The following is a 20,355-nucleotide window of genomic DNA, read 5'->3' on the forward strand; positions in this document are numbered from 1 at the left end:
ACCCCCCACCGCGCCCATGACGGCACGCCGCCCCAGCTCCTCCAGCACCTTGCCCAGCACGACCGCGAAGAGCACCGCCTGCACCGCGCCCACCGGGGCCAGCGACCCGAAGGGCCCGCCCAGCAGCCACAGCCACCCGCTGTGGAACGCGGGGTGCCAGTCCTCCAGCTGTCCCGACTGCAGCTGCTCCCACTGCACCAGCGGGTCGTAGGAGATGATCCCCGGGAAGAACACCAGCCACCACGCGCCCCACGCCAGGAGCGGCGGCAGCGCGTACGGGGCCCAGCCGGCCTGGCGCCGGGCGAACGCGGCCACCCGGCCCCGGCCCCAGCGCGCCTCCAGCAGCAGCCAGAAGAAGGCCCACGTCGCCACGCCGAAGAACACGTCCGCCAGGTCCACGTTCCAGAGGCCCGGCCGCAGCCGCGCCACGCGAAGGGTTCGCGAGCCGTCTTCGTTGTCACGCAGCTCGAAGGGCAGCGGGCGCACCCCGGGACCACTCGACACGGGCCCCCGGAGCGGGACCCACGTCACCTGCTCCACCGAGCGCTCCTCGAACTCGAACAGCGTCACCTCCGCCCAGGTCGCTTCCCGGGGCAGCGGGATGCGCACCTCCTGGAGGCCCTCCGGGATGCCGTCCCCCAGCACCTGCGTCAGGTCCGCCGGGGTCAGCGCGCGCTGCTCGGGGGCTTGCTCCCCCACGCCGTAAGCGACCCGGCCCTGCAGGGCCTGGCCCACCTGGGGGAAGCGCACCCGCAGCTCGTTCGCGGGCCCCAGCTGGGACTTGAACAGCGGCCACAGCGCGAGCATGGCCACCAGCGCCACCCCCGCGAGCCAGGACGAAGGTGCCCGCCGGGCGCGCCCGGAAGCGGGCCCGGTCTCATGGGCGGAGGAGGACGGAGTGCCGGCCCCGGAGGACGCGGGGGACGGAGCCGCTGAGGCTTGCACGACCATGCCGGTCTCCGTCCTTGGTTCAGCTGCCCGTGGCGACCGGCGTCGCCGCGCGGATCATCGGGGCCTCGGACACGAACTTCAATTCCGGATGCTTCTCCTCGGCGTGCTGGAGCGCCCAGTCGTCGCGGAAGAGGACCAGGGGCAGCCCGTCGCGGTCCTGCACCGTCTGACGGTTGCCCTCCCAGTCGAACGAGCGCGGGTCGAAGTTCTGCCCCACCACCCAGCGCGCGTGGCTGAAGGGCAGCCGGTCCAGCGCGATGCGCGCGCCGTACTCGTGCTCCAGCCGGTACTGCAGCACCTCGAACTGGAGCGCGCCCACCACGCCGACGATGGGGTCCTTCATGCCCATGCTGGGCTGCTGGAAGATCTGCACCGTGCCCTCTTCGGACAGCTGCTCCAGCCCCTTCTCCATCTGCTTGCGGCGCAGCGGGTCGCGCGAGCGCACCACCGCGAAGAACTCCGGGCTGAAGCGCGGCACGCCCTCGAAGGCCACGTCCGTGGCGCCCTCCGCCAGCGTGTCGCCGATGCGGTACTGCCCCGGGTCGAACAGGCCGATGACGTCCCCCGGCCACGCGTCTTCAATGGACGTGCGCTCGGCGGCCATGAACTGGCTGGGCTTGGCGAGCCGCACCTCCTTGCCCAGCCGCGAGTGGAACGCGTTCATGCCCTTGACGTAGCGGCCGCTCACCACGCGCATGAACGCGATGCGGTCGCGGTGCGCGGGGTCCATGTTCGCCTGGATCTTGAAGACGAAGCCCGCGAACTTGGGGTTCGTCGGCTCGCGCGGGCCCTGCGTGGTGGGGCGAGACGTGGGCGCGGGCGCCAGGTCCAGGAACGCGTCCAGGAAGGGCCGCACGCCGAAGTTCGTCATCGCGCTGCCGAAGAACATGGGCGTCAGCTGCCCGGAGTCCGACTTCTCGCGGGTGAAGGCATCCCCGCCAATGTCGAGCAGCTCGATGTCCTCGTTGAGCTTCTCCAGCTCCGACGCGGTGAGGACCTCGCGGATCTCCGGCGCGTCGATGGACACCGAGCGCTCCGAGACCTCCGACTCGCCGTGCGAGCCCTCCGCGGAGAACAGGTGCACCACGCGCGCCTGCCGGTCGTAGACGCCGCGGAACTCCGGCCCCATGCCAATGGGCCAGTTCATCGGGTAGGAGCGGATGCCCAGCACCTGCTCCAGCTCGTTCATCAGCTCCAGCGGTTCGCGGCCGTAGCGGTCCAGCTTGTTGACGAAGGTGAAGATGGGGATGTTGCGCAGGCGGCAGACCTTGAAGAGCTTCTTCGTCTGCGGCTCCACGCCCTTCGCCGCGTCGATGAGCATCACCGCCGCGTCCGCCGCGCTCAGCGTGCGATAGGTGTCCTCGGAGAAGTCCTGGTGGCCCGGGGTGTCCAGCAGGTTCACCGCGTGGTCGCGGTAGTTGAACTGGAGCACCGACGACGTGACGGAGATGCCTCGCTCCTTCTCCAGCTCCATCCAGTCACTGGTCGCGTGACGCCGGGCCCGCTTGGCCTTGACGCTGCCGGCCAGGTGGATGGCGCCGCCGTAGAGCAGCAGCTTCTCCGTCAGGGTTGTCTTTCCCGCGTCGGGGTGGGAGATGATGGCGAAGGTACGTCGCCGTGCGACCTCCCGCTCTAGCTCGTTGGCCATGATCCGAGGCCAACTATCACGGGCGGTCGTTCCTTGCAGCTTTGCAAGCAGCGCCTGGAGGTCCGGCCGGGCTCCGGCCCTCCGGGAAGCCCCCTTCCCGCCCCTCCGGGAGCACTCCATGTCGCAGCGCACCCTCCACGCCACCGGCACCCCGTGGGAGCCCCGGGTGGGCTACTCGCGCGCGGTGCGCGTGGGCCCCTTCGTCTCCGTCTCCGGGACCACGGCCACGGACGCTGGTGGGGCGCTGGTGGGCGAGGGAGATGCCTACCGGCAGGCAGCCCAGGCGCTCGCCAACATCCGCGCGGCCCTGGAGGCCGTGGGCGCGCGGATGGAGGACGTGGTGCGTACGCGCATGTACGTCACCGACATCGCGCGCTGGGAGGACATTGGCCGCGCGCACGGGGAATGCTTCGCGGCCATCCGCCCCGCCACGTCGATGGTGGAGGTGAAGGCGCTCATCGACCCGCGGATGCTGGTGGAGATCGAAGCGGACGCCGTGGTGGCGTCCGCCATGAGTTGAAGCCGCTGAGGCGACCGACGCCTCAGAACTCCGCCGTGACGTCCGTGGGCGCTTCGTCCGGCGCGCCGGGGTTGCCGGGCTCCGGGGACGCGTCGTCGCCGGTGCCCACGGGGGGCGTCACGTCGCCGCGCAGCTCCGGCCCGCGGCAGTCCTGGACGGCGCCCACGCGGCTGCCAGCCACCTCCGTGCAGGACTCCAGGCGGCTGCCGTCGGTGCACTGGAAGAGGACGCGGAAGACCTCCTTCTCCTGCACATCCCAGCACGCGCTGCCGACGTAGAAGGTGTTCGCCGGGATGTCGCCGCCCCAGGCGCGCAGGTCCGCGCGGCCGCCCAGCTGCGGGATGTGGCGCACGGAGGTGAGCACCTTCTCCTTCGCGGCGGTGGCGGTGTGGGGCAGGTTGTACGCGCCCAGCACGCGCGCGCGGGTGATGCCGGAGGGCTGGAGCTTGTGGCCCACGAAGGCGCCGGTGACGGCCTCGTGCGCGGTGGGGTTCGGGGTGAAGTTCGCCAGCCGGTACGCCAGCGACTTGCTGCCCTGACCGTGGTGCGCGAAGGACATCATCAGCCGGCCCTGCCCCGTGAAGGACGGCGCCACCGCCTTGAGGTTGTCCAGGGAGATGGCCAGCGTGCCCCGGCCCCGGTGCGCTTCGCCGTCGCGCTTGAGCGCGCCCGCGGCCACCAGCTTGTAGGCGGTGTCATCCGTGCTGCCCAGCGGCCGGGCCTCCAGCTTCCACTGGTAGCGCTTCGCGACGCCCTTGCGCACGGTGAGCTTGAAGGTGGCGTTGGCGCGGTCCTGCGGGCCGTACACGAGCACGTCGCCGGGCTTCGCGTCCGCGGACTTCTTCACCAGGTCCGCGACGGGCACGAGCGCCTGCCTCAGCGCGTCGTTGAGCGCCTTCACCTGCATGCGGGCGCCCTCCAGCATCGCGGCGCCCTCGCCGTCGAGCGCGGCCTCCGTCTCCCGGAGGTCCTGCGCGATGAGCGCCGCGCCATCCTGCGCGGGGGCCTCCGCGTTGATTTCCAGCGACGTGCCCGCGAAGTCCGGCAGCGACTCCACGGCCTCCTGATCATCCACCCCGCCGCACGCCGTCGAGAGCACCAGGGCCGCACCCACCGCCAACGTCTTGTTCCAGCGCATCGTCATCTCCAGGTCGAAAGGTTCGCGTGACTGCCTGCTGTCCTCTCCAACCCGGTCCGGGCGCGGTGGTTGCGGGCGGGGAATTTTTCCGTGCCTGGGGGGATGTGGGCGCCGGTGCGGGCGCCGGGGTGGTCGTCCTGCGTGGGAGGCCCTACCTTCCAGGTACCATGGGCGTCGAATGGAAGAGCAACATCGACATCGCGGATGCGCTGGAGCGCGTCGCGGACCTGCTGGACACGCAGGACGCGATGCCCTTCCGGGTGGCGGCCTACCGCAAGGCGGCGGCCACCATCGCGCAGCAGCCGGAGTCCGTCGCGGAGCTGCTCGCCACCCAGGGGGAACCCGGGGTGCGCAAGCTGCCGGGGGTGGGCAAGAGCATCGCCTCGTCGGTCGCGGAGTTCGTGCGCACCGGACGGATGGAGCTGCTGGAGCGGCTGGAGGGTGAGGTGTCCCCCGAGGGCCTGCTCGCCAGCGTGCCCGGCATCGGCCCGGAGCTGGCGAAGCGCATTCACGCGGAGCTGGGCATCACCACGCTGGAGGCGCTGGAGCTGGCCGCGCACGACGGGCGGCTGGAGCGGGTGGAGGGCTTCGGCCCCCGGCGCGCGGAACAGGTGCGCGAGGTGCTGGCGGCGCGGCTGGGGCGCAACCGGCGCGAGCGCGAGCGGGTGCGGACCCACGGGCCCGAGGACGGGCCGCGCCCCTCGGTGGCGCTGCTGCTGCGGGTGGACGCGGACTACCGGCGCAGGGCCGAGGCCGGCGAGCTGCGGCTCATCGCGCCCAAGCGCTTCAACCCGTCGGGCGAGGCCTGGCTGCCGGTGCTGCGCGAGCAGGTGGAGGGCTGGAACCTGCGGGCCCTGTTCTCCAACACCGCGCTCGCGCACCAGCAGAAGACCACCCACGACTGGGTGGTCCTCTACTTCGACCAGGACGACGTCGAAGGCCAGTGCACCGTGGTGACGGCCCACGGCGGCCCCCTGGATGGGCGGCGCGTGGTGCGGGGGCGCGAGTCGGAGTGCCTCGCGCACTACCATGGCCAGGGCAGGGCGGAGCCTGAAGCACCGCACGCGGGCGCCTGAGGCCCGCCTGAGGCCCCGACGGCGGCCCGGCTTCAGCGCACGGGCGTGTACACGTCCGCGCCCGCGCGCGCCCCGCTGCTGTTGCTGCCACCCGCGACGAGCACGCGCCCGGAGGGCAGCACCGCCAGGGCGTGGTGCGTGTTGCGCATGGACAGGGTGCCCGCCGGGGTCCACATGTCCGTGCCAGCGTCGTAGACCTCCGCGGAGTCGAGGACGCCCAGTCCTGAGCCGCCCTCCCCCGTCACCACCAGCACGCGGCCGGTGGGCAGCACCGCGGCGTGCGGCAGGTAGCGCGGCGTGTTCAGCGACGCCACGCTCTTCCAGGTGCCGCGCCCCACGTCGTAGACCTCCGCGGAGCGCAGCGCGCCGTCCGTCCCCCAGCCGCCCACCACGAGCACGCGACGGCCATCCCCCAGCAGCACGGCGACGTGGCCATAGCGGGCCGTCGTCAGCGGCGCGGTGGGCCGCCAGGTGCCGGTGGCCGGGTTGTACAGCTCCGCGCTCGGGGTGATGGACTCGGTGCCGGTGGAGAGGCCGCCCATCACCAGCACCTCGCCCGAGGGCAGCGGCACCGCGGCGTGGTACGCACGCGCGCGCCCCATGGGGCCCGTGGGGCTCCAGGTGCCGGTGCTCGCGTTGAACAGCTCCGCGCTCGCGAGGCTGGACGCCGCGGCCGAGCCGGTGGCGCCGCCCGTCACCAGCACCTGGCCCGAACCGGCGAGCAGCGTCGCGGTGTGACGGGCCCTTCGCGTGCCCAACTCCGCCACCTGCGTCCAGGTGCCGGTCTCCGGCGCGTACACCTCCGTGGAGGCCAGCCACGTGGACGCATCCTTCTGCCCCCCGGTGACGAGCACCCGGCCATTGCCCAGCGTCGTCGCGGTGTGCAGGAAGCGCGCGGTGCCCAGCGCGGCGGTGTCACTCCAGGCGTCCGTCGTCTCGTCGTACACGAGGGCGCTCGAGAGCGCGCCGCCGCCGGTGGCGGAGCCGCCCGCCACGAGCACGCCGCCGGAGGGGAGCCGGTTGGCGGTGAGCTGCGCGCGCGCGGTGGCGAGGCTCTTGGCCGGGCGCCACGGCAGGAAGGAGGGCCGGTAGCGTTCAGCGGAGGCGTTGCGCGAGCCGGCCTCGGCGACACCGCCCAGGGCGAGCACCTCGCCCGAGGGCAGGAGCGCGGCCGCGTGGCTGATGCGGCGCGAGGTCAGCGGGGCCGTCTCGCTCCAGGTGCCGGTGTTCGGGTCATACAGCGCGGCGCGGTCCAGGTAGGGCTGGCCTCCGTTGGAGCCGCCGGTGATGAGCACCTGGCCGGAGGTGAGGAGCGTGGCGGTGTGGAACACCCAGAGCGACGGCAGGTTCCCCAACACCGTCCAGGTGCCGGTGGCCGGGTCGTACAGCTCCGAGGTGGCGATGGCGAGGCTGCCCGCGAAGCCGCCGGCGATCAGCACCTGACCGGACAGCAGCAGCGTCGCGGTGTGGCCCGTGCGCTGGGTGCCCATGCGGATGGCCGGAGACCACGTCCCGGACGGCGGATCATAGAGCTCCGCGGACGACAGCACCTCGCCGTTGGCGCTGTCACGCCCGCCGGTGACGAGCACCTGGCCGTTGGGGAGCAGCGTGGCGGTGTGGCCCAGCCGGGCCGCGGCCATGGGCGAGGTGGTCGCCCAGGCGTTCTTCATGGGCTCGTACAGGAGCGCGGTGGCGAGCGCGTTCCCGAAGCTGCTGTCGCCGCCCACGATGAGCACCTGTCCGGAAGGCAGCAGCGTCGCGGTGTGCTGCGAGCGGGGCAGGTCCAGGCCGTTCAGGCCGGTCCAGGTGTTGGTGTCCGGGTCGAACACCTCGGAGCCCGCGGCGCCCTGCGCGGAGGTGCCTCCGCCCACCACCAGCACCTTGCCGGAAGGCAGCAGGGTCGCGGTGTGGCGCTGACGGGCCGTGGCCATCGCGCCCAGGGGGAACCAGCGGCCGGTGCGGGGGTCGTACAGCTCCGCGGCGGAGGTCCCCCCGCCGGTGACGAGCACATAGCCGTTGCGCAGCAGGGTGGCGGTGGGGTCCACGCGCGCCGTGGCCATGGTGCCGGCGGGGGTCCACGCCGACGTATCGGCCGCATCGGCGAGCGCGGCGGAGGCGGTTGCGAACGACGGCTCATCGGGCGAACAGGCGGCTGCGCACGCGAGCGCGAGCGCGGCCAGCAGGCCGTGGGAACGAAGACGGATCATCAGGGGGACGTCCTTTACTGCTCGGGGGAACGGCTTGCCGCCGTGGGGGGGCGGCCCATTAACCCACTTCAAAGGAAGACACCACCGGCGAATCCCTTTCAGTCCATTTCCGGGTGAGTAGAATTGATGCCCATGACAATCAAAGCAGCCCTCGTCGCATCGTTGGGGCTCCTGCTGGTGGGCTGTGGCGCGGCCCAGCCCGTCATCCCGACACACTACCGCTCCCACTCCGTCCAGGAGCAGGGGGACCCCCGGGTGGGCGAATACATTTCGTCCCAATGGTCCTTGGAGACGGCCTCCTACTGGATTGAAGGGCCCGAGGGGCTCGTCTTCATCGACACGCAGCTGCTGCCTTCCGCGCTGCGCAAGCAGCTGGCGTTCGCGAAGGAGGTCACGGGCAAGGAGGTGAAGCTGGCGCTCATCCTCCACCCGACCCCGGACCGCTTCAACGGCACGGCGCTGCTCAAGGAACTGGGCGTCCCGGTCCTCACCTCCGAGCAGGTCCGCGCGCGCATCCCCGCGGTCCACGACAAGTGGGCGCCGACGCTCTTCAAGCGGTACTGGAACGGCAGCTACCCCCGGGAGCTGGTGCTCGCGGACGGCTTCGGTGACAGCACGCGAGAGCTGAGCGCGGCGGGCCTTACGTTCAAGGTGCACGTCCTGGGCGCGGGGAGCAGCCAGGCCCATGTGGTCATTGAATGGGAGGGGCACCTGTTCACGGGGGACCTCGTGGCGAGGGCCACGCACCCCTGGTTCGAGGGAGGCCGCGTGGACGAATGGCTCCAGCGGCTGGACGAGCTGCGCGCCCTGAAGCCGAAGTGGATCCACCCGGGCCGGGGGCTCCCTGGAGGGCCGGAGCTGCTGGACGCGCAGACGGAGTACCTCCAGGCGGTGGTGGAGGAAGTTCGCGCGGAGCGGCACGCGGCCCAGCCCAGCAGCGACCCGCTGCGGACGGTGACGGAGAAGGTGACCCGGCGTTATCCCGGCCACCGCTACCCGGAGCTGCTGCCCGCGCTGGTGCGCGGCGAGTGGGCCCGTCAGGCGCCCCGGCCAGCGCCGCAGCCCCCTGCCCCCGCGCCCCCGTAGTCCGTCCTGTGCGGTAGCGGCCCCGGTGTTACCTTCGGAGGAGGACTGTCGTCCGAACCTTGAGGTTCACCGTGGCACCGAAGACCGACGAGATGCTGGAGCAACTGCTGCGCCTGGGCGAGGACTCGTTGACCGAGTTCAAGAGCGTCGTGCAGAAGGGCTTCAAGTTCGATGCGGAGGACATCGCGAAGGCCATTGTCGCGATGGCGAACACCAAGGGCGGGCTGGTGCTCATCGGCGTCGAGGATGACGGAACGGTGAGTGGTACCGGAGACCGGAAGCAGACCGACACGCTCATGATGCAGGTGAGCCAGCTCTGCCAGGACCGCATCGAGCCGCCCCTCATCTGCACGACCCAGAAACGGGAGTACCAGGGACAGACCCTCCTCCAGGTGGAGGTTCCCGCGTTCAGTCCAAGTCGTCCTCACCGCGCGGGCAAGTACTACGTCCGGGACGGCAACCTCTCGCGGGAAGCAAAGCGGGAAGAGCTTGTCCGCATGCTCCAATCCACGGACGCCTACTTCGACGAACAGGAGATGACCGGGGCCACCGTGGAAGACCTCGATACAGAGGCGGTGCGCGCGTTCTTCACGACTGCTTCTCCGCGACAGGTCCCCGAGCAGAACATCGTGCCGCACCTGACGGCGCTCAAGTGCCTGGAGCGAACGGGGGTTCCTACCGTGGCCGGCATCCTGATGTTCGGAAGGGAGCCCACGCGATGGTTGCTGGATGCGCGGATCTCCGCGGTCCGTGTCCAGGGCACAACCGTGTCGAGCAAGTTCCTGGACCGGAAGGAGATGGAGGGACGGCTGCTTGACCAGATCGATCAGGCCAGTGCCTTCATCCAACGCAACATCGCGGCGCCCTCCCATGTCCAGGGCATGGTGCGCGTCGAGGATGGATTGCCCGTGGAAGTCATCCGGGAAGCGGTCCTCAACGCGGTGACTCACCGTGACTACAGGCCGGCGTCGCAGATCCGGATCAGCATCTTCGACGACCGGGTCGAGATCACGAATCCGGGTGACCTCCTGAACCACCTGACGCTGGAGAACATCCGGCAGGGCGGCATCAGCCAGAAACGGAATCCCATCCTGGCTTCACTCCTGGCCAAGGCCCAGCGACGGGAGAACCTGGGCTTTGGAGTACCCGACATGGTGCAGGCGCTGCGCGAGAAGGGCTTCAAGGAGCCCACCATCGAAATCATGGCGGGCCACTTCAAGCTGGTGCTCTGGACGACGCGAGCGACGGCATGACCCACGATGGCACGGACATCCCAAGAAGCCCTGCCCCCGTGCTCGCGGTGATTCGGGTGCGAGCGGTCCTGACGCAGGACGAAGTGACGTCCATGGTCCTCAGAGCCCGTCTCTATGCTGGCATCCACTACATCGCTCAGCAGTTCGAGGAAGCGGACCTGCGCCAGATGGACGCAGGGAATTGGAGCCTGTCACTGAGGGGTGCGAACGGTCCCGACCTGGCAAGGAAGGCCTTCGATGCGGCGAAGATGGTGCGCGAACGCATCCTCGTGGACCTGAGCCTGCCCTCCCACATCGCGGTGCATGCGGCGGTGACCGGGGACGATGATTCGCGGCGGGAACAGACGCTGAATCTCTGTGAGCGGCTTCAAGCAGAGGTCCCCGAGAACGCCATCGCCGTATCCCCTGACGTGTACCGGGTACTCGAGGACGACGTGCGGCGAACGCTCTCGCCACCGGCACATCTGGCTGGGGATGAGGTACTGGCTGCGCAGTTTCCTCCGCAGCCGTCCGCTCACGGGGAGAACCTGTGGGAAGAGCTGCTGCGAGACCTGACCAGCCCAGCAGTGCGGCGGCTTCACTACGTCGGCTTCCGGCTTCAGAAGAAGGAGCCGCCCAGCCTCGACATCTTCGACGTCTTCGTCATGCCGTCCGTCGAGGTCCGGAGGAGGCCCACGCACTCTGTCGAACTGTCGTCCGACCTCTTGAGGGACGGCGGACTCGACGCTCCAATCGGCCAATTGACGGAGTCCCTGCAGCAGGCGACCACGTACCTGCCAGCCCAACGCATGGCCTTCGAGCAGGCCTTCCAGCGTCATCACTCGCTGGTGGTGCTGGGAGACCCGGGCTCGGGAAAGACCACCTTGCTGCGCTGGCTCGCGGTGGTGGGCGCGGGAGGGCCGCTGGCCATGCATGCGGCCCTGGGAAGCACAGCGCCTCCGCTGCCCCTACTCGCCAGCGTCGGGCATTTGGCCCAGGTTCGCGCGATGTTGGGAGCAAGCACCTCCGTGGTCGAGGCGCTCGCGCACCTCTTCCATTCAAGAGGCATTGCGCGAGACGAGGCCAGTCTTCGAAGTTTCCTGGAGGTGCATCTCCAACAAGGTGACTGTCTCGTCCTCCTGGACGGGCTCGACGAGGTGCGAAGCGAAGCCCGCGCGGACCTCATGCGGTGGTTGGAGGACTTCGCAGCCCGATATCCCCAGAACCGCTTTATCGCCTCCGCACGGCAGGTCGGCTACGTCGGGTTGGCGCTTCCCGGCGCCGTGGAGGTCGAGCTGGGGGCGTTCGAGGACGAGCAGGTGCGCCGCTATGTCCGGTCCTTCCATCGGGCCTACCGACAATGGGAGGAAGGGCATCCTGATGACGCCACGGCGGACCGTGAATCAGAGCGACTGCTGACGGCGCTGTTTGCCAACCAGCGGCTCCACGAGCTGTCGCGGAATCCCTTCATCCTGGCCTCAATGGCCCTCATCCACCGTGCGGAAGGCCAGCTTCCCCGTCACCGTGTGCAGGCCTACGAGATCTTCTCAAGAACCCTTTGCGAGACTTGGGGACAGGCGCGGAGGCTCGTTGCGTCCGAGGGTGAGGAAGCCCAGATCCGCTACGAGGAGGAAGCGGTCCCCATCCTCGGGCGACTCGCGCTGGAGATGCACCGTCAGTGGCCCAATGGCGTCGCGCCGGAAGGCTTCGTCATTGAAACCCTGGCGACAGCCCTCCAAGAGCGCGACGGCATCTCCCGCGAAGAAGCCGTGCGCTCCGCACGGGAATTCCTCCATCGGGCAGGGAAGGACGTCCAGATCCTCATGGAGCGGGGTCCTGGGAGATGGGGCTTCCTGCACCTGACCTTCCAGGAGTTCTTCGCCGCCGTCGGCTTACATGCCAGCGAGTCCTTTGCTGAGGAGGCAATGGTCCACCTGTTCGACCCGCGCTGGGAGGAGGTCCTACGATTGGGCGTAGGGTACATGGCGCTCGTGCAGAAACGGCCTGAGGCCACTCGGCGATTCATTCAGCAGATCATGAATCACCGGGAAAGTGGCATCCGTCAGCTCTTGACCGACACACTTCGGAAGCAGATCCCGATGGCTGCCCTGTTCGCGGCGGAAGCAGGCGAGGCACTTCCCAACGCTCTTCAGTCCAAGATTGCCGAAGAATTCAGCCACTGGCTCTGCACCATGCCGCGAGCCATCGGAGAAGGAATTCTCAAGGAAATCCACCTCTCGGAATTTGCCTTACGGATCCCTGCCTTCTTGGAGGGCCTATCTACCAGCGGGAAACCTCATATCCGGGCAAATGCCTTGCTTTACATTTGTGTACTCAAGCCAGAAGAAGCCGCACGAATTGTGGCTTTAACTCTTGAAGCCCCAGAGGCTGAGATTCGGGAAGTCGCGACAGCCATTCTGGCTCAAAACATTATTCCAGACTCACTTGCGACCCTCAAAAACCTGCTCACGAACAAAACCCGCTCCCTCAACACCAGTGCCGCATTCGCTATTTTCTCCCGTTTCCCTAATGAAATTGACAGCACCTTGGACATCATTCAAGAGGACGGCAATCAAGCTGCCATCCAAACAATGATTTTTGCAGCCAGTCTTGACTCCGATCTCGCACAAGGGAGAGCAAAGTCAAAATTGACGGAAGCCGTGCTGAAGCGGTGTGAGGGATCTGAGTATCCTCTCTGGTCAAGAGCAGCCTCCACAATCCACGACAGCGTACTTGCACTCAGAGCGTCCAAGCAGGATGAACCACCGACCACCTTGGTCGACATGTTGAAGGACCCCAACGAAACAACACGGCTCAGTGCGATTCTCACGCTGAAAGACTTGAGAGACCTCGACCTCATTGAGCCCCTAATACCCCTGACACGCTCGAACAGTAGACTTGAAGCCCAGACAGCGATGGCCGAACTCTGGGCGTTTTCGTTGAGAGCGGGCCTCCACTCACTCCCGCCCGAGCCCCCGAATTAACTGCTCGCGGACGTGTAGTGCCGGATGGACATCAACCACACCCGGCGCGCGACCCACGCAAAGACAACCGAACCCACCACCGCGCCCACCAGCCACGTCCACGGCAGACGCCCCAGCATCGCGAGCGCGGGGAACGTGGTCATCAGGGCCAGCGGGATGATGAACGTGAACACCACGGCCAGCACACCCCGGAACACGGAGGACGGCCACCTCGCCGCGTCGAAGATGGACGTGAACAGGTACGTGAGGTTGTCCACCTTCACCACGAAGAACGCCGCGCTCACCACCAATATCCACAGCGAATACAGCAACAGCACGCTCGTCCCCAACAACACCAGCGACGCCAGCACGCCCGGGAACGACGGCCAGCGCCCCAACGACACGAACGCGTAGACGAACAGCCCCACGCCGGACAGCACGTTCACCGCGCGCCACGGCAGGAAGCGCTGCGTGGACACCAGGAACTGCGCGTCCGCCGGCTTGAGCAACACGAAGTCCAGCGTGCCCTTGCGGATGTGCTCCACCACGCCCGTGAGGCTGGGGCTGATGGCCCCCTCCAACACGCCCTGCAACAGCGTGAACCACCCCACCACCAGCAGCGACTCGTGGAAGGTCCACCCTTCAATGGACGGCCTCGTGCCGAAGACGACGAACAGCGGCGCCAGCGCCGTGAACGTCCACGCCAGCGACGTCAGCCCCTCCGCCAGGAAGTCCGCGCGGTACTGCAACGCCAGCAGGCCCGAGGCCTTCAGCTGCACGCCCAGCAGGCGCAGGTATCGCCTTGGAATCAGCACCCTACCCTCCGAACGCCGCGAAGCGCGCCAGGCCCCGCCGCCACACGAGCGTCGCCACCACGCCCAGGCCCACCACCCAGCCCCACTGCTTCGCCAGCAACACCAGCGCCGGCCCCGTCGCGTGCGCCCCCGTCATCAGCTCCACCGGCAGCCCCATCTGGTAGCGGAACGGCAGCACGTCGATGACCATGCGCACCCCTGGCGGAAAGAACTCCACCGGGAACATGTAACCGGAGCAGACGAAGTAGAGCACCATGTAGATGTCCATCAGCTTCTGGCTGCTCTCCAGGTACAGGCTCAGCGTCCCCAACAGCACGTTCAGATAGAACGTCACCAGCCACGCCCCCACGAGCGACAGCCCGAACAGCCCCCAGCCCCCCAGCGACGCGGGCACCGCTCCAGCGCCCACCACCCACAGGCTGATGGCCACCACGGGCGCCACCACCAGGAGCCGCAGCGGGATGCCCGCCAGCACCTCCGTCGCGTACGCGAGCAGCGGGGAGATGGGCCGCAACAGCCGCATCGCCAGCGTGCCCTGCTTCACCTCGTAGCTGAGCAGCCACGCCACCCAGGAGCTGGTGAGCTGGCGCACGCAGAAGGCCGCGAGGAAGTAGCCCACGAACTCCGCCTGACCGAACCTCCCCACCGCCCCCGTGCGCGCCACCGCCGACCACAGCGCCAGCATGATGAGCGGCATCGTGGTGGCCAGCACCCAGATGATCATCTCCGCGCGGTAGGCCACCGCTTCGGAGAAGCCGATGCGCAGCATGGTGGGCAGCGCCTTGAGCGACGTGCGCAGGCTCACGCGGGCACCGCCTCCCGGGCGGCCTCCGCGCGGCGCGCCTTGCCCTCCTGGAACAGCTCGCTCATCACCTCTTCCAGCGGCGCGTTCTCCACCGTCAGGTCCGTCACCGGCAGCGTCGACAGCGCGCGCCCCACCGTGGCGTTCACCGCGTCCTGCTGCACCTGGAGCACCGCCGAGCCCGGCTCGTGCGACACCACCCGCCCCAGGCTTTCCAGCAGGGCCGCGTCCACCGGCCGCGCCAGCCGCAGCACCACGCGCTTCTCCGGCCGCACGCGCTGCACCAGCGCATCCAGCGTGCCGTCGTAGGACAGCTGCCCCTTGTCGATGACGATGACCCGCGGACACAGCGCCGCCACGTCGTCCATGTAGTGGCTGGTCAGGATGAGCGTGGCGCCCGTCTTCTCGTTGTACGCCTTGATGAAGGCGCGCATCGTCACCTGCATGGACACGTCCAGGCCGATGGTGGGCTCGTCCAGGAACAGCACCCGGGGGCGGTGGATGAGGGCCGCCGCCAGCTCGCACTTCATCCGCTCGCCCAGGCTCAGCTGGCGCGTGGGCTTGGTGATGAGGTCCTCCAGCTCCAGCAGCGACACCAGCTCCTCCAGCGTCTGCTTGTACTGGGGGCGGGGCACGTCGTAGATGGCCCGGTTGAGTTCGAACGTCTCCGCCGGCGGCAGGTCCCACAAAAGCTGCTGCTTCTGCCCCATCACGAGCATGATCTTCTTGAGGAACGCCTCCTCGCGCAGCCGGGGCACGTGGCCATCCACGTGGACTTCACCCTCGGAGGGGTGGAGCAGGCCGGCGAGCACCTTGAGCGTCGTCGTCTTGCCCGCACCATTGGGGCCCAGGAAGCCCACCCGCTCGCCGGGCTTGATGTCAAAGGAGATACCGTCCACGGCCTTGACGGACGTGTAGCTGCGGTGGACGAGCGAGCGCAGGGCCGCCTTCAGACCAGGCGGGCGCTTGTGAACCTGATAGTGCTTGCGCAATCCACGGACGGAAATCATGGCCGGACGGGTTTAACGCGGTCGCCCCCAGGTGGCGACCCCAGAAGTGAAGGCACCGATGAGCAACGCATACAGCAAGGACTTGGAGCGGTGGCTGCCGCGGCTCATTGCCGTGTGGCGCGCCTCACGTGGCAAGGGCGACGGCCCCGAGGGACGCCTCACGCCCCAGGAAGTGAAGGAGGTGGGCGCGGGCGTGAAGCAGCTGTCGCTCGGCCTCACCCGGGAGCGCCAGCTCGCGGGCGCCCGCTACATGGACGACCCGCGCCTGCTGGGCGCCTACCTGCTCTTCTACTGGCCGGTGTCCTACGCCCAGGCGCGGCAGGTGCTGGGCGAGCTGCCCAACCGCCCCCGCCACGTGCTCGACCTGGGCAGCGGCCCGGGCCCGGTGGCCTTCGCGGCGATGGACGCGGGCGCCAGTGAAGTCACCGCGGCGGACCGCAGCAAGCCGGCGCTCGCGCTGGCGCTCAAGCTCGCGACGGAGGCGGGCGAGGCCCTGGCCACGCGCGAGTGGGATCCGCTGAAGAAGAACGCCCAGCTCCCGGACGGGCAGTTCGACCTCATCACGATGGGGCACGTCGTCAACGAGCTGTACGGCGCGACGGACGAGGCGCTCAAGCCGCGCGCGGCGCTGCTGGAGGCCGTGCTGACGAAGGTGAAGAAGGGCGGCAGCCTGCTGGTGATGGAGCCCGCGCTGCGCGAGACGAGCCGCAACCTGCTCAAGGTGCGCGACCTGCTGGTGGAGCGCGGCTATGGCATCCGCGCGCCGTGCATGTACCGGGGCGCCTGCCCCGCGCTGGTGAAGGAGACGGACTGGTGCCACGCCGAGCGCGCGTGGCCCATGCCTCGCGTGGTGGAGGAGCTGGCGCGCACGGCCGGGTTCCACAAGGAATCGCTGAAGATGAGCTACCTCGTGGTGGCGCCCAAGGGCGAGGCGTGGCCGGAGCCGCCGCCGGGCAAGGTGTTCCGCATCGTCAGCGAATCGCTGGAGGGCAAGGGCCGCCAGCGCTACATCGGCTGCGGGCCCGAGGGCCGCGTGGGCCTGGCGATGCAGGAGCGCCACCGCGCGGAGAAGAACGAGCGCTTCTTCCACCTCCAGCGCGGTGACGTCATCGAAGTCACCGACCTGGAGACGAAGGGGGACGGCTTCGCGCTCGGGGAGACCGCCGAGGTGCGCATGGTGGCGCAGGCCGGACGCGGCGTGCCCCCGGGCCCACCGAAGGCCCCCGAAGCTCCGGCCCAGGCCCCGGCGGCGCCAGCAGCGCCGGTGCCGCCCGTGAAGCCCTGAGGCAGGAGCGCCCGGAGCACCAGCGCAGCACCACCGTGGAGGGCGGGCCGTGGACGCTCGTTCTCGGGTTGACGTGGTACTCCTGAAACGGCTGCCACCGCGGATTGAACTGGTAGGGTGCGCGCACCCTCCCCTCGCACCAAAGGAACGCCGTGCCTGCCCCCACTCCGCTGCGCACGCTCTATCCCCCCATCGAGCCCTTCCGCACCGGCCGGCTGAACGTCCCGGGTGATCACTCCCTGTACTTCGAGGAGTGCGGCAACCCCGACGGCAAGCCCGTGGTGTTCGTGCACGGTGGGCCCGGCGGTGGCACCGACGCCAAGCAGCGCCGCTTCTTCGACCCCAGCGCGTACCGCATCATCCTCTTCGACCAGCGCGGCTGCGGTCGCAGCACCCCGCACGCCAGCCTGGAGATGAACACCACCTGGGACCTGGTGGCGGACATGGAGCGGCTGCGCGAACACCTGGGCCTGGAGCGCTGGCAGCTCTTCGGCGGCTCGTGGGGCAGCACCCTGGCGCTCGCGTACGCGGAGCAGCACCCGGAGCGCGTCACGGAGCTGGTGCTGCGCGGCATCTTCCTCTTGCGCAAGCAGGAGATCGACTGGTTCTACCAGCGCGGCGCGGACGCGATGTTCCCGGACGCGTGGGAGCAGTTCCTCGCACCCATCCCGGAGGCGGAGCGCGGGGACCTGCTCCAGGCGTACGCGAAGCGGCTGATGGGCACGGACCGCCACGCGCAGCAGGAGGCCGCGAAGGCGTGGAGCGTGTGGGAGGGGCGCACGAGCTGCCTGTACCCCAACCCGGAGCTCATCGCGCGCAACGCCGGAGACGACTTCGCCATCGCCTTCGCGCGCATCGAGTGCCACTACTTCGTCAACAAGGGCTGGCTGCGCAGCGACACCCAGCTCCTGGACGACGTGCACCGCATCCGCCACATCCCCGCCGTCATCGTGCAGGGCCGCTACGACGTCGTCTGCCCTCCGGAGAGCGCGTGGGCGCTGCACCGCGCGTGGCCGGAGGCGCAGCTCGTCATCGTCCCGGACGCCGGCCACTCCGCCAACGAGCCCGGCAACACGTCCGCGCTGGTGGAGGCGACGGACCGCTTCCGCCCCCACCCCTGAGGCCCGCCGAGCCTACCGCGCGGGCGTCAGCGACTTCGCCAGCTCCTCATAGAGGTGGATGGCGGAGCGGATGGACTTCTCCCAGTCGCCCAGGTGCAGGCTCTCGTTCTCCGAGTGGGCGTACGTGTACGGGTCCTCCACGCCGATGAGCAGCGCGGGCACGCCGCCCAGCTCCTTCGCGAACGGCTCCACGAAGGGGATGGACCCACCGCAGCCGATGGTGACGGGCTTCTTCGCGTAGCCCTTCTCCAGCGCGCGGAACGCCGCCTGGAAGGCCGGGTGCGACGAGTCCGTGTACCACCAGCCGGACGCCTGGTCCTCGCGGATCTCCAGCTCCAGGCCCCATGGGCACACCTTGCGCAGGTGCGCCACCAGCCGGCGCTGCACGTCCTCCGGATCCATGTCCGGCACCACGCGGATGCCCACGCGCGCCCACGCCGACTCCACGATGATGTTGCGCGCGTCCTTGCGGCTGCTGGCCTGGATGGCGTTGATGGCCAGGCTCGGCTGCCGCCAGTTCATCTCCCACGGGTGCCGTCCCCCACCCAGCAGCGTCACGCCGTCGCGGATGCCCGCCTGCTCCCGGAAGGTGGCCTCGTCACCGGGCAGCGACTGGATGCTCTGTCGCTCCGCGTCCGTCAGGGGCTTCACCTGCTCCATCACCCCTTCGATGGCGATGGAGCCATCCGCGTGCGTCAGCGACGCGAGCATCCGGCACAGCGCCATCGCGGGATCCGGCACCGGCCCGCCCCACATGCCCGAGTGCACCGCCTGCTTCAGGCCCCGCACCTCCACGTCCACCGTCACCAGCCCGCGCAGCGCCGTGGTGATGGACGGCAGGCCGGTGTCGAAGTTCGACGTGTCCGTCAGCACGATGGCGTCCGCCGCCACCAACTTCGCGTGCTTCTGGAGAAATGCACCCAGGTGGTCACTGCCCGCCTCCTCCTCGCCCTCGATGACGACCTTCACGTTGAGTGGGAGCTGGCCGGTGCTCTTGAGCCACGCGTCCACCGCGGAGGTGTGCACGACGATGCCCGCCTTGTCGTCCGCCGCACCCCGGCCGTACAGGCGACCGTCGCGCAGCTGGGGCTCGAAGGGCGGGCTCTTCCACGCGGCCTCGTCACCGGCGGGCTGCACGTCGTGGTGCGCGTAGAGGAGGAGCGTGGGCCGGCCCGGCGCCTTGAGCACCTCGCCATAGACATACGGGTGGGCTCCCTCGATTTCCAAGAGCTGGACGTTTTCAAACCCACGGTCTTTCAACAGCGCGGCGGTTGCTTCCGCGCTCTTGCGCACGAGGCCGGCGTCGAAGCCGGGAAAAGACACACTGGGAATGCGTACGAGGGCCTTGAGGTCCTCCAGGTACGCGGCTTTCTGGGCCTCGAAATGGGACAGCGCCTGGTCGATGGACATGCCCACCCCTTAACCCAAAAGGCGGGCAGGCGCCGTACGACGGTCGCGCCGAAAAACGCGCGGCCCATGTATCCTGCCGTCCATGTCTGGACTGCCAACCCTGCTGCTGGTGGATGACGACAGCTTCGTGCGTCGCATCCTCAAAGATGTCATCGCGGAGACGGGCATCGCCCTGAGACTGCTGGAAGCAGCTGATGGTGAGGAAGGACTGGCGCTGGCCGCGAAGGAGCAGCCCGCGGTGATGTTCCTGGACCTGTTCATGCCGAAGAAGAGCGGGCTGGAGGTGCTGGGGGCCATCAAGAGCGTGTCGCCGGGAACGCGCGTGCTCGTCATCAGCAGCATGGACGCCGAGCCGGTGGTGGAGCAGGCCATCGCCGCGGGGGCCGTGGGCTTCGTGGGCAAGCCCTTCCATCCGCTGGAGATCGCGTCGGCCATGCGCGAGGCGCTCGCGTCCTGATTCCGAGGTTTCTGTGTCGTCATCTGTTGTCGGTTACTGGGTCGGAGATTCGCTCGGCCGCGTGCTGGGCCCGCTCCAACTGCAAGCCTTCCGCGAGCTCATCGCCTCCGGCCGTCTGAAGACGGCCGTGCGCGCCTCGCGCGATGGAACCAACTGGGTCCCGCTCCAGGAGCTGCCGGAGGTGCGCGACCTGTTCGCCGCCCCTCCGGCCACCAGCCCCTCCGTGGAGCTGCAGCAGGCCGAGCGCCTGCGCACCCAGCTGCGCGGCCTGCTGCACCTGCCGCCGCACGAGGTCTTCGGGCTCAAGCCGCAGGCGTCGCTCGACGAGTTCCGCTCCGCCTTCTTCCGCATGGCGAAGCGCTTCTCGCCGGACCATCTGGCCCCGGACCTGCACCCGGAGCTGCGGAAGATCTCCGTGGAGATCTTCGACTTCCTCTCGCGGCGGATCCGCGAGGCGGAGACGCTGGTCCTGACGGGCGCGGTGCCCGCGGCAGTCGCAGCGCCGCCCCGGCTGGACATGAGCGGCGCGCTGCCGCCAGCGCCGCTGCCCCTGAGTGGTTCCCCCATTCCCCCACGGCCGACGCCGCCCATGGCACCGCCCGCGCCGCCGGTGGCCGCGCGTCCAGCGCCGTAC

16 protein-coding genes and 1 pseudogene are annotated in these 20,355 nt (G+C 69.2%); 9 read left to right on the top strand and 8 right to left on the bottom strand.

The window, feature by feature from the left end; translation table 11 throughout:
- Nucleotides 1-951: hypothetical protein (locus tag D7X12_RS24240; protein ID WP_208719257.1), on the bottom strand; the 951-nt coding region annotated here is incomplete at its 3' end.
- A gap of 19 nt (nucleotides 952-970) precedes the next feature.
- Complete coding sequence (locus D7X12_RS24245; RefSeq protein ID WP_120627650.1) at nucleotides 971-2,599, bottom strand: peptide chain release factor 3; 1,629 nt, start codon at nucleotides 2,597-2,599, stop codon at nucleotides 971-973.
- Between the two features lie 118 nt (nucleotides 2,600-2,717).
- Here D7X12_RS24245 and D7X12_RS24250 point away from each other — a divergent pair, with 118 nt between their 5' ends.
- Nucleotides 2,718-3,119, top strand: a complete 402-nt coding sequence (locus tag D7X12_RS24250) for a RidA family protein (RefSeq protein ID WP_120627651.1) — start codon at nucleotides 2,718-2,720, stop codon at nucleotides 3,117-3,119.
- Between the two features lie 22 nt (nucleotides 3,120-3,141).
- Here D7X12_RS24250 and D7X12_RS24255 read toward each other — a convergent pair whose 3' ends face one another.
- Nucleotides 3,142-4,257, bottom strand: a complete 1,116-nt coding sequence (locus D7X12_RS24255; protein WP_120627652.1) for a hypothetical protein — start codon at nucleotides 4,255-4,257, stop codon at nucleotides 3,142-3,144.
- A gap of 167 nt (nucleotides 4,258-4,424) precedes the next feature.
- On the opposite strand from D7X12_RS24255, the gene D7X12_RS24260 reads away from it, so the two are divergent.
- On the top strand, nucleotides 4,425-5,333 hold the full coding sequence (locus D7X12_RS24260; RefSeq protein WP_120627653.1) for a helix-hairpin-helix domain-containing protein: 909 nt from the start codon (nucleotides 4,425-4,427) through the stop codon (nucleotides 5,331-5,333).
- Nucleotides 5,334-5,365: 32 nt separating this feature from the next.
- Here the strand turns inward: D7X12_RS24260 and D7X12_RS24265 are convergent, their stop codons facing one another.
- On the bottom strand, nucleotides 5,366-7,540 hold the full coding sequence (locus D7X12_RS24265; protein WP_244224748.1) for a Kelch repeat-containing protein: 2,175 nt from the start codon (nucleotides 7,538-7,540) through the stop codon (nucleotides 5,366-5,368).
- 132 nt (nucleotides 7,541-7,672) lie between these two features.
- On the opposite strand from D7X12_RS24265, the gene D7X12_RS24270 reads away from it, so the two are divergent.
- The 3 genes from D7X12_RS24270 (at nucleotide 7,673) to D7X12_RS24280 (ending at nucleotide 12,842) form a co-directional block, all read left to right on the top strand.
- Entirely contained in the window at nucleotides 7,673-8,626 is a 954-nt protein-coding gene (locus D7X12_RS24270) for an MBL fold metallo-hydrolase (protein ID WP_120627654.1), read from the top strand.
- Nucleotides 8,627-8,697: 71 nt separating this feature from the next.
- On the top strand, nucleotides 8,698-9,879 hold the full coding sequence (locus D7X12_RS24275; RefSeq protein ID WP_120627655.1) for an ATP-binding protein: 1,182 nt from the start codon (nucleotides 8,698-8,700) through the stop codon (nucleotides 9,877-9,879).
- A gap of 38 nt (nucleotides 9,880-9,917) precedes the next feature.
- On the top strand, nucleotides 9,918-12,842 hold the full coding sequence (locus D7X12_RS24280; protein ID WP_158620111.1) for an NACHT domain-containing protein: 2,925 nt from the start codon (nucleotides 9,918-9,920) through the stop codon (nucleotides 12,840-12,842).
- Here the strand turns inward: D7X12_RS24280 and D7X12_RS24285 are convergent.
- The 3 genes from D7X12_RS24285 to D7X12_RS24295 are packed head-to-tail and all read right to left on the bottom strand — an operon-like array spanning nucleotide 12,839 to nucleotide 15,448.
- Nucleotides 12,839-13,630, bottom strand: a complete 792-nt coding sequence (locus D7X12_RS24285) for an ABC transporter permease (protein WP_120627664.1) — start codon at nucleotides 13,628-13,630, stop codon at nucleotides 12,839-12,841. The genes D7X12_RS24280 and D7X12_RS24285 overlap by 4 nt on opposite strands.
- A 7-nt stretch (nucleotides 13,631-13,637) precedes the next feature.
- Nucleotides 13,638-14,441 (bottom strand): ABC transporter permease, encoded by an 804-nt coding sequence (locus tag D7X12_RS24290; protein ID WP_120627657.1) that lies wholly within the window; start codon nucleotides 14,439-14,441, stop codon nucleotides 13,638-13,640.
- A complete protein-coding gene (locus D7X12_RS24295) occupies nucleotides 14,438-15,448 on the bottom strand; it encodes an ABC transporter ATP-binding protein (RefSeq protein ID WP_120627658.1) in 1,011 nt (336 codons plus the stop codon). The genes D7X12_RS24290 and D7X12_RS24295 overlap by 4 nt, the downstream gene beginning before the upstream one ends.
- 58 nt (nucleotides 15,449-15,506) lie before the next feature.
- On the opposite strand from D7X12_RS24295, the gene D7X12_RS24300 reads away from it, so the two are divergent.
- Together D7X12_RS24300 and pip are read left to right on the top strand one after the other, a co-directional pair.
- The gene (locus D7X12_RS24300; RefSeq protein ID WP_120627659.1) at nucleotides 15,507-16,733 is read left to right on the top strand and encodes a small ribosomal subunit Rsm22 family protein; all 1,227 of its coding nucleotides are present in this window, start codon (nucleotides 15,507-15,509) and stop codon (nucleotides 16,731-16,733) included.
- 152 nt (nucleotides 16,734-16,885) lie between these two features.
- Nucleotides 16,886-17,854, top strand: coding sequence for a prolyl aminopeptidase (gene pip / locus D7X12_RS24305; RefSeq protein WP_120627660.1), 969 nt, complete (start codon nucleotides 16,886-16,888; stop codon nucleotides 17,852-17,854).
- A gap of 12 nt (nucleotides 17,855-17,866) precedes the next feature.
- Here the strand turns inward: pip and D7X12_RS24310 are convergent, their stop codons facing one another.
- On the bottom strand, nucleotides 17,867-19,264 hold the full coding sequence (locus tag D7X12_RS24310; RefSeq protein ID WP_208719259.1) for a M20/M25/M40 family metallo-hydrolase: 1,398 nt from the start codon (nucleotides 19,262-19,264) through the stop codon (nucleotides 17,867-17,869).
- Between the two features lie 82 nt (nucleotides 19,265-19,346).
- Between D7X12_RS24310 and D7X12_RS24315 the strand changes: the two genes are divergently transcribed.
- Entirely contained in the window at nucleotides 19,347-19,721 is a 375-nt protein-coding gene (locus D7X12_RS24315; protein ID WP_120627662.1) for a response regulator transcription factor, read from the top strand.
- A gap of 13 nt (nucleotides 19,722-19,734) precedes the next feature.
- Nucleotides 19,735-20,355 (top strand): annotated as a pseudogene (locus D7X12_RS24320) (J domain-containing protein); the annotation flags it as partial.

The organism is Corallococcus sicarius (genome assembly GCF_003611735.1).
GTDB classification, from domain to species: domain Bacteria; phylum Myxococcota; class Myxococcia; order Myxococcales; family Myxococcaceae; genus Corallococcus; species Corallococcus sicarius.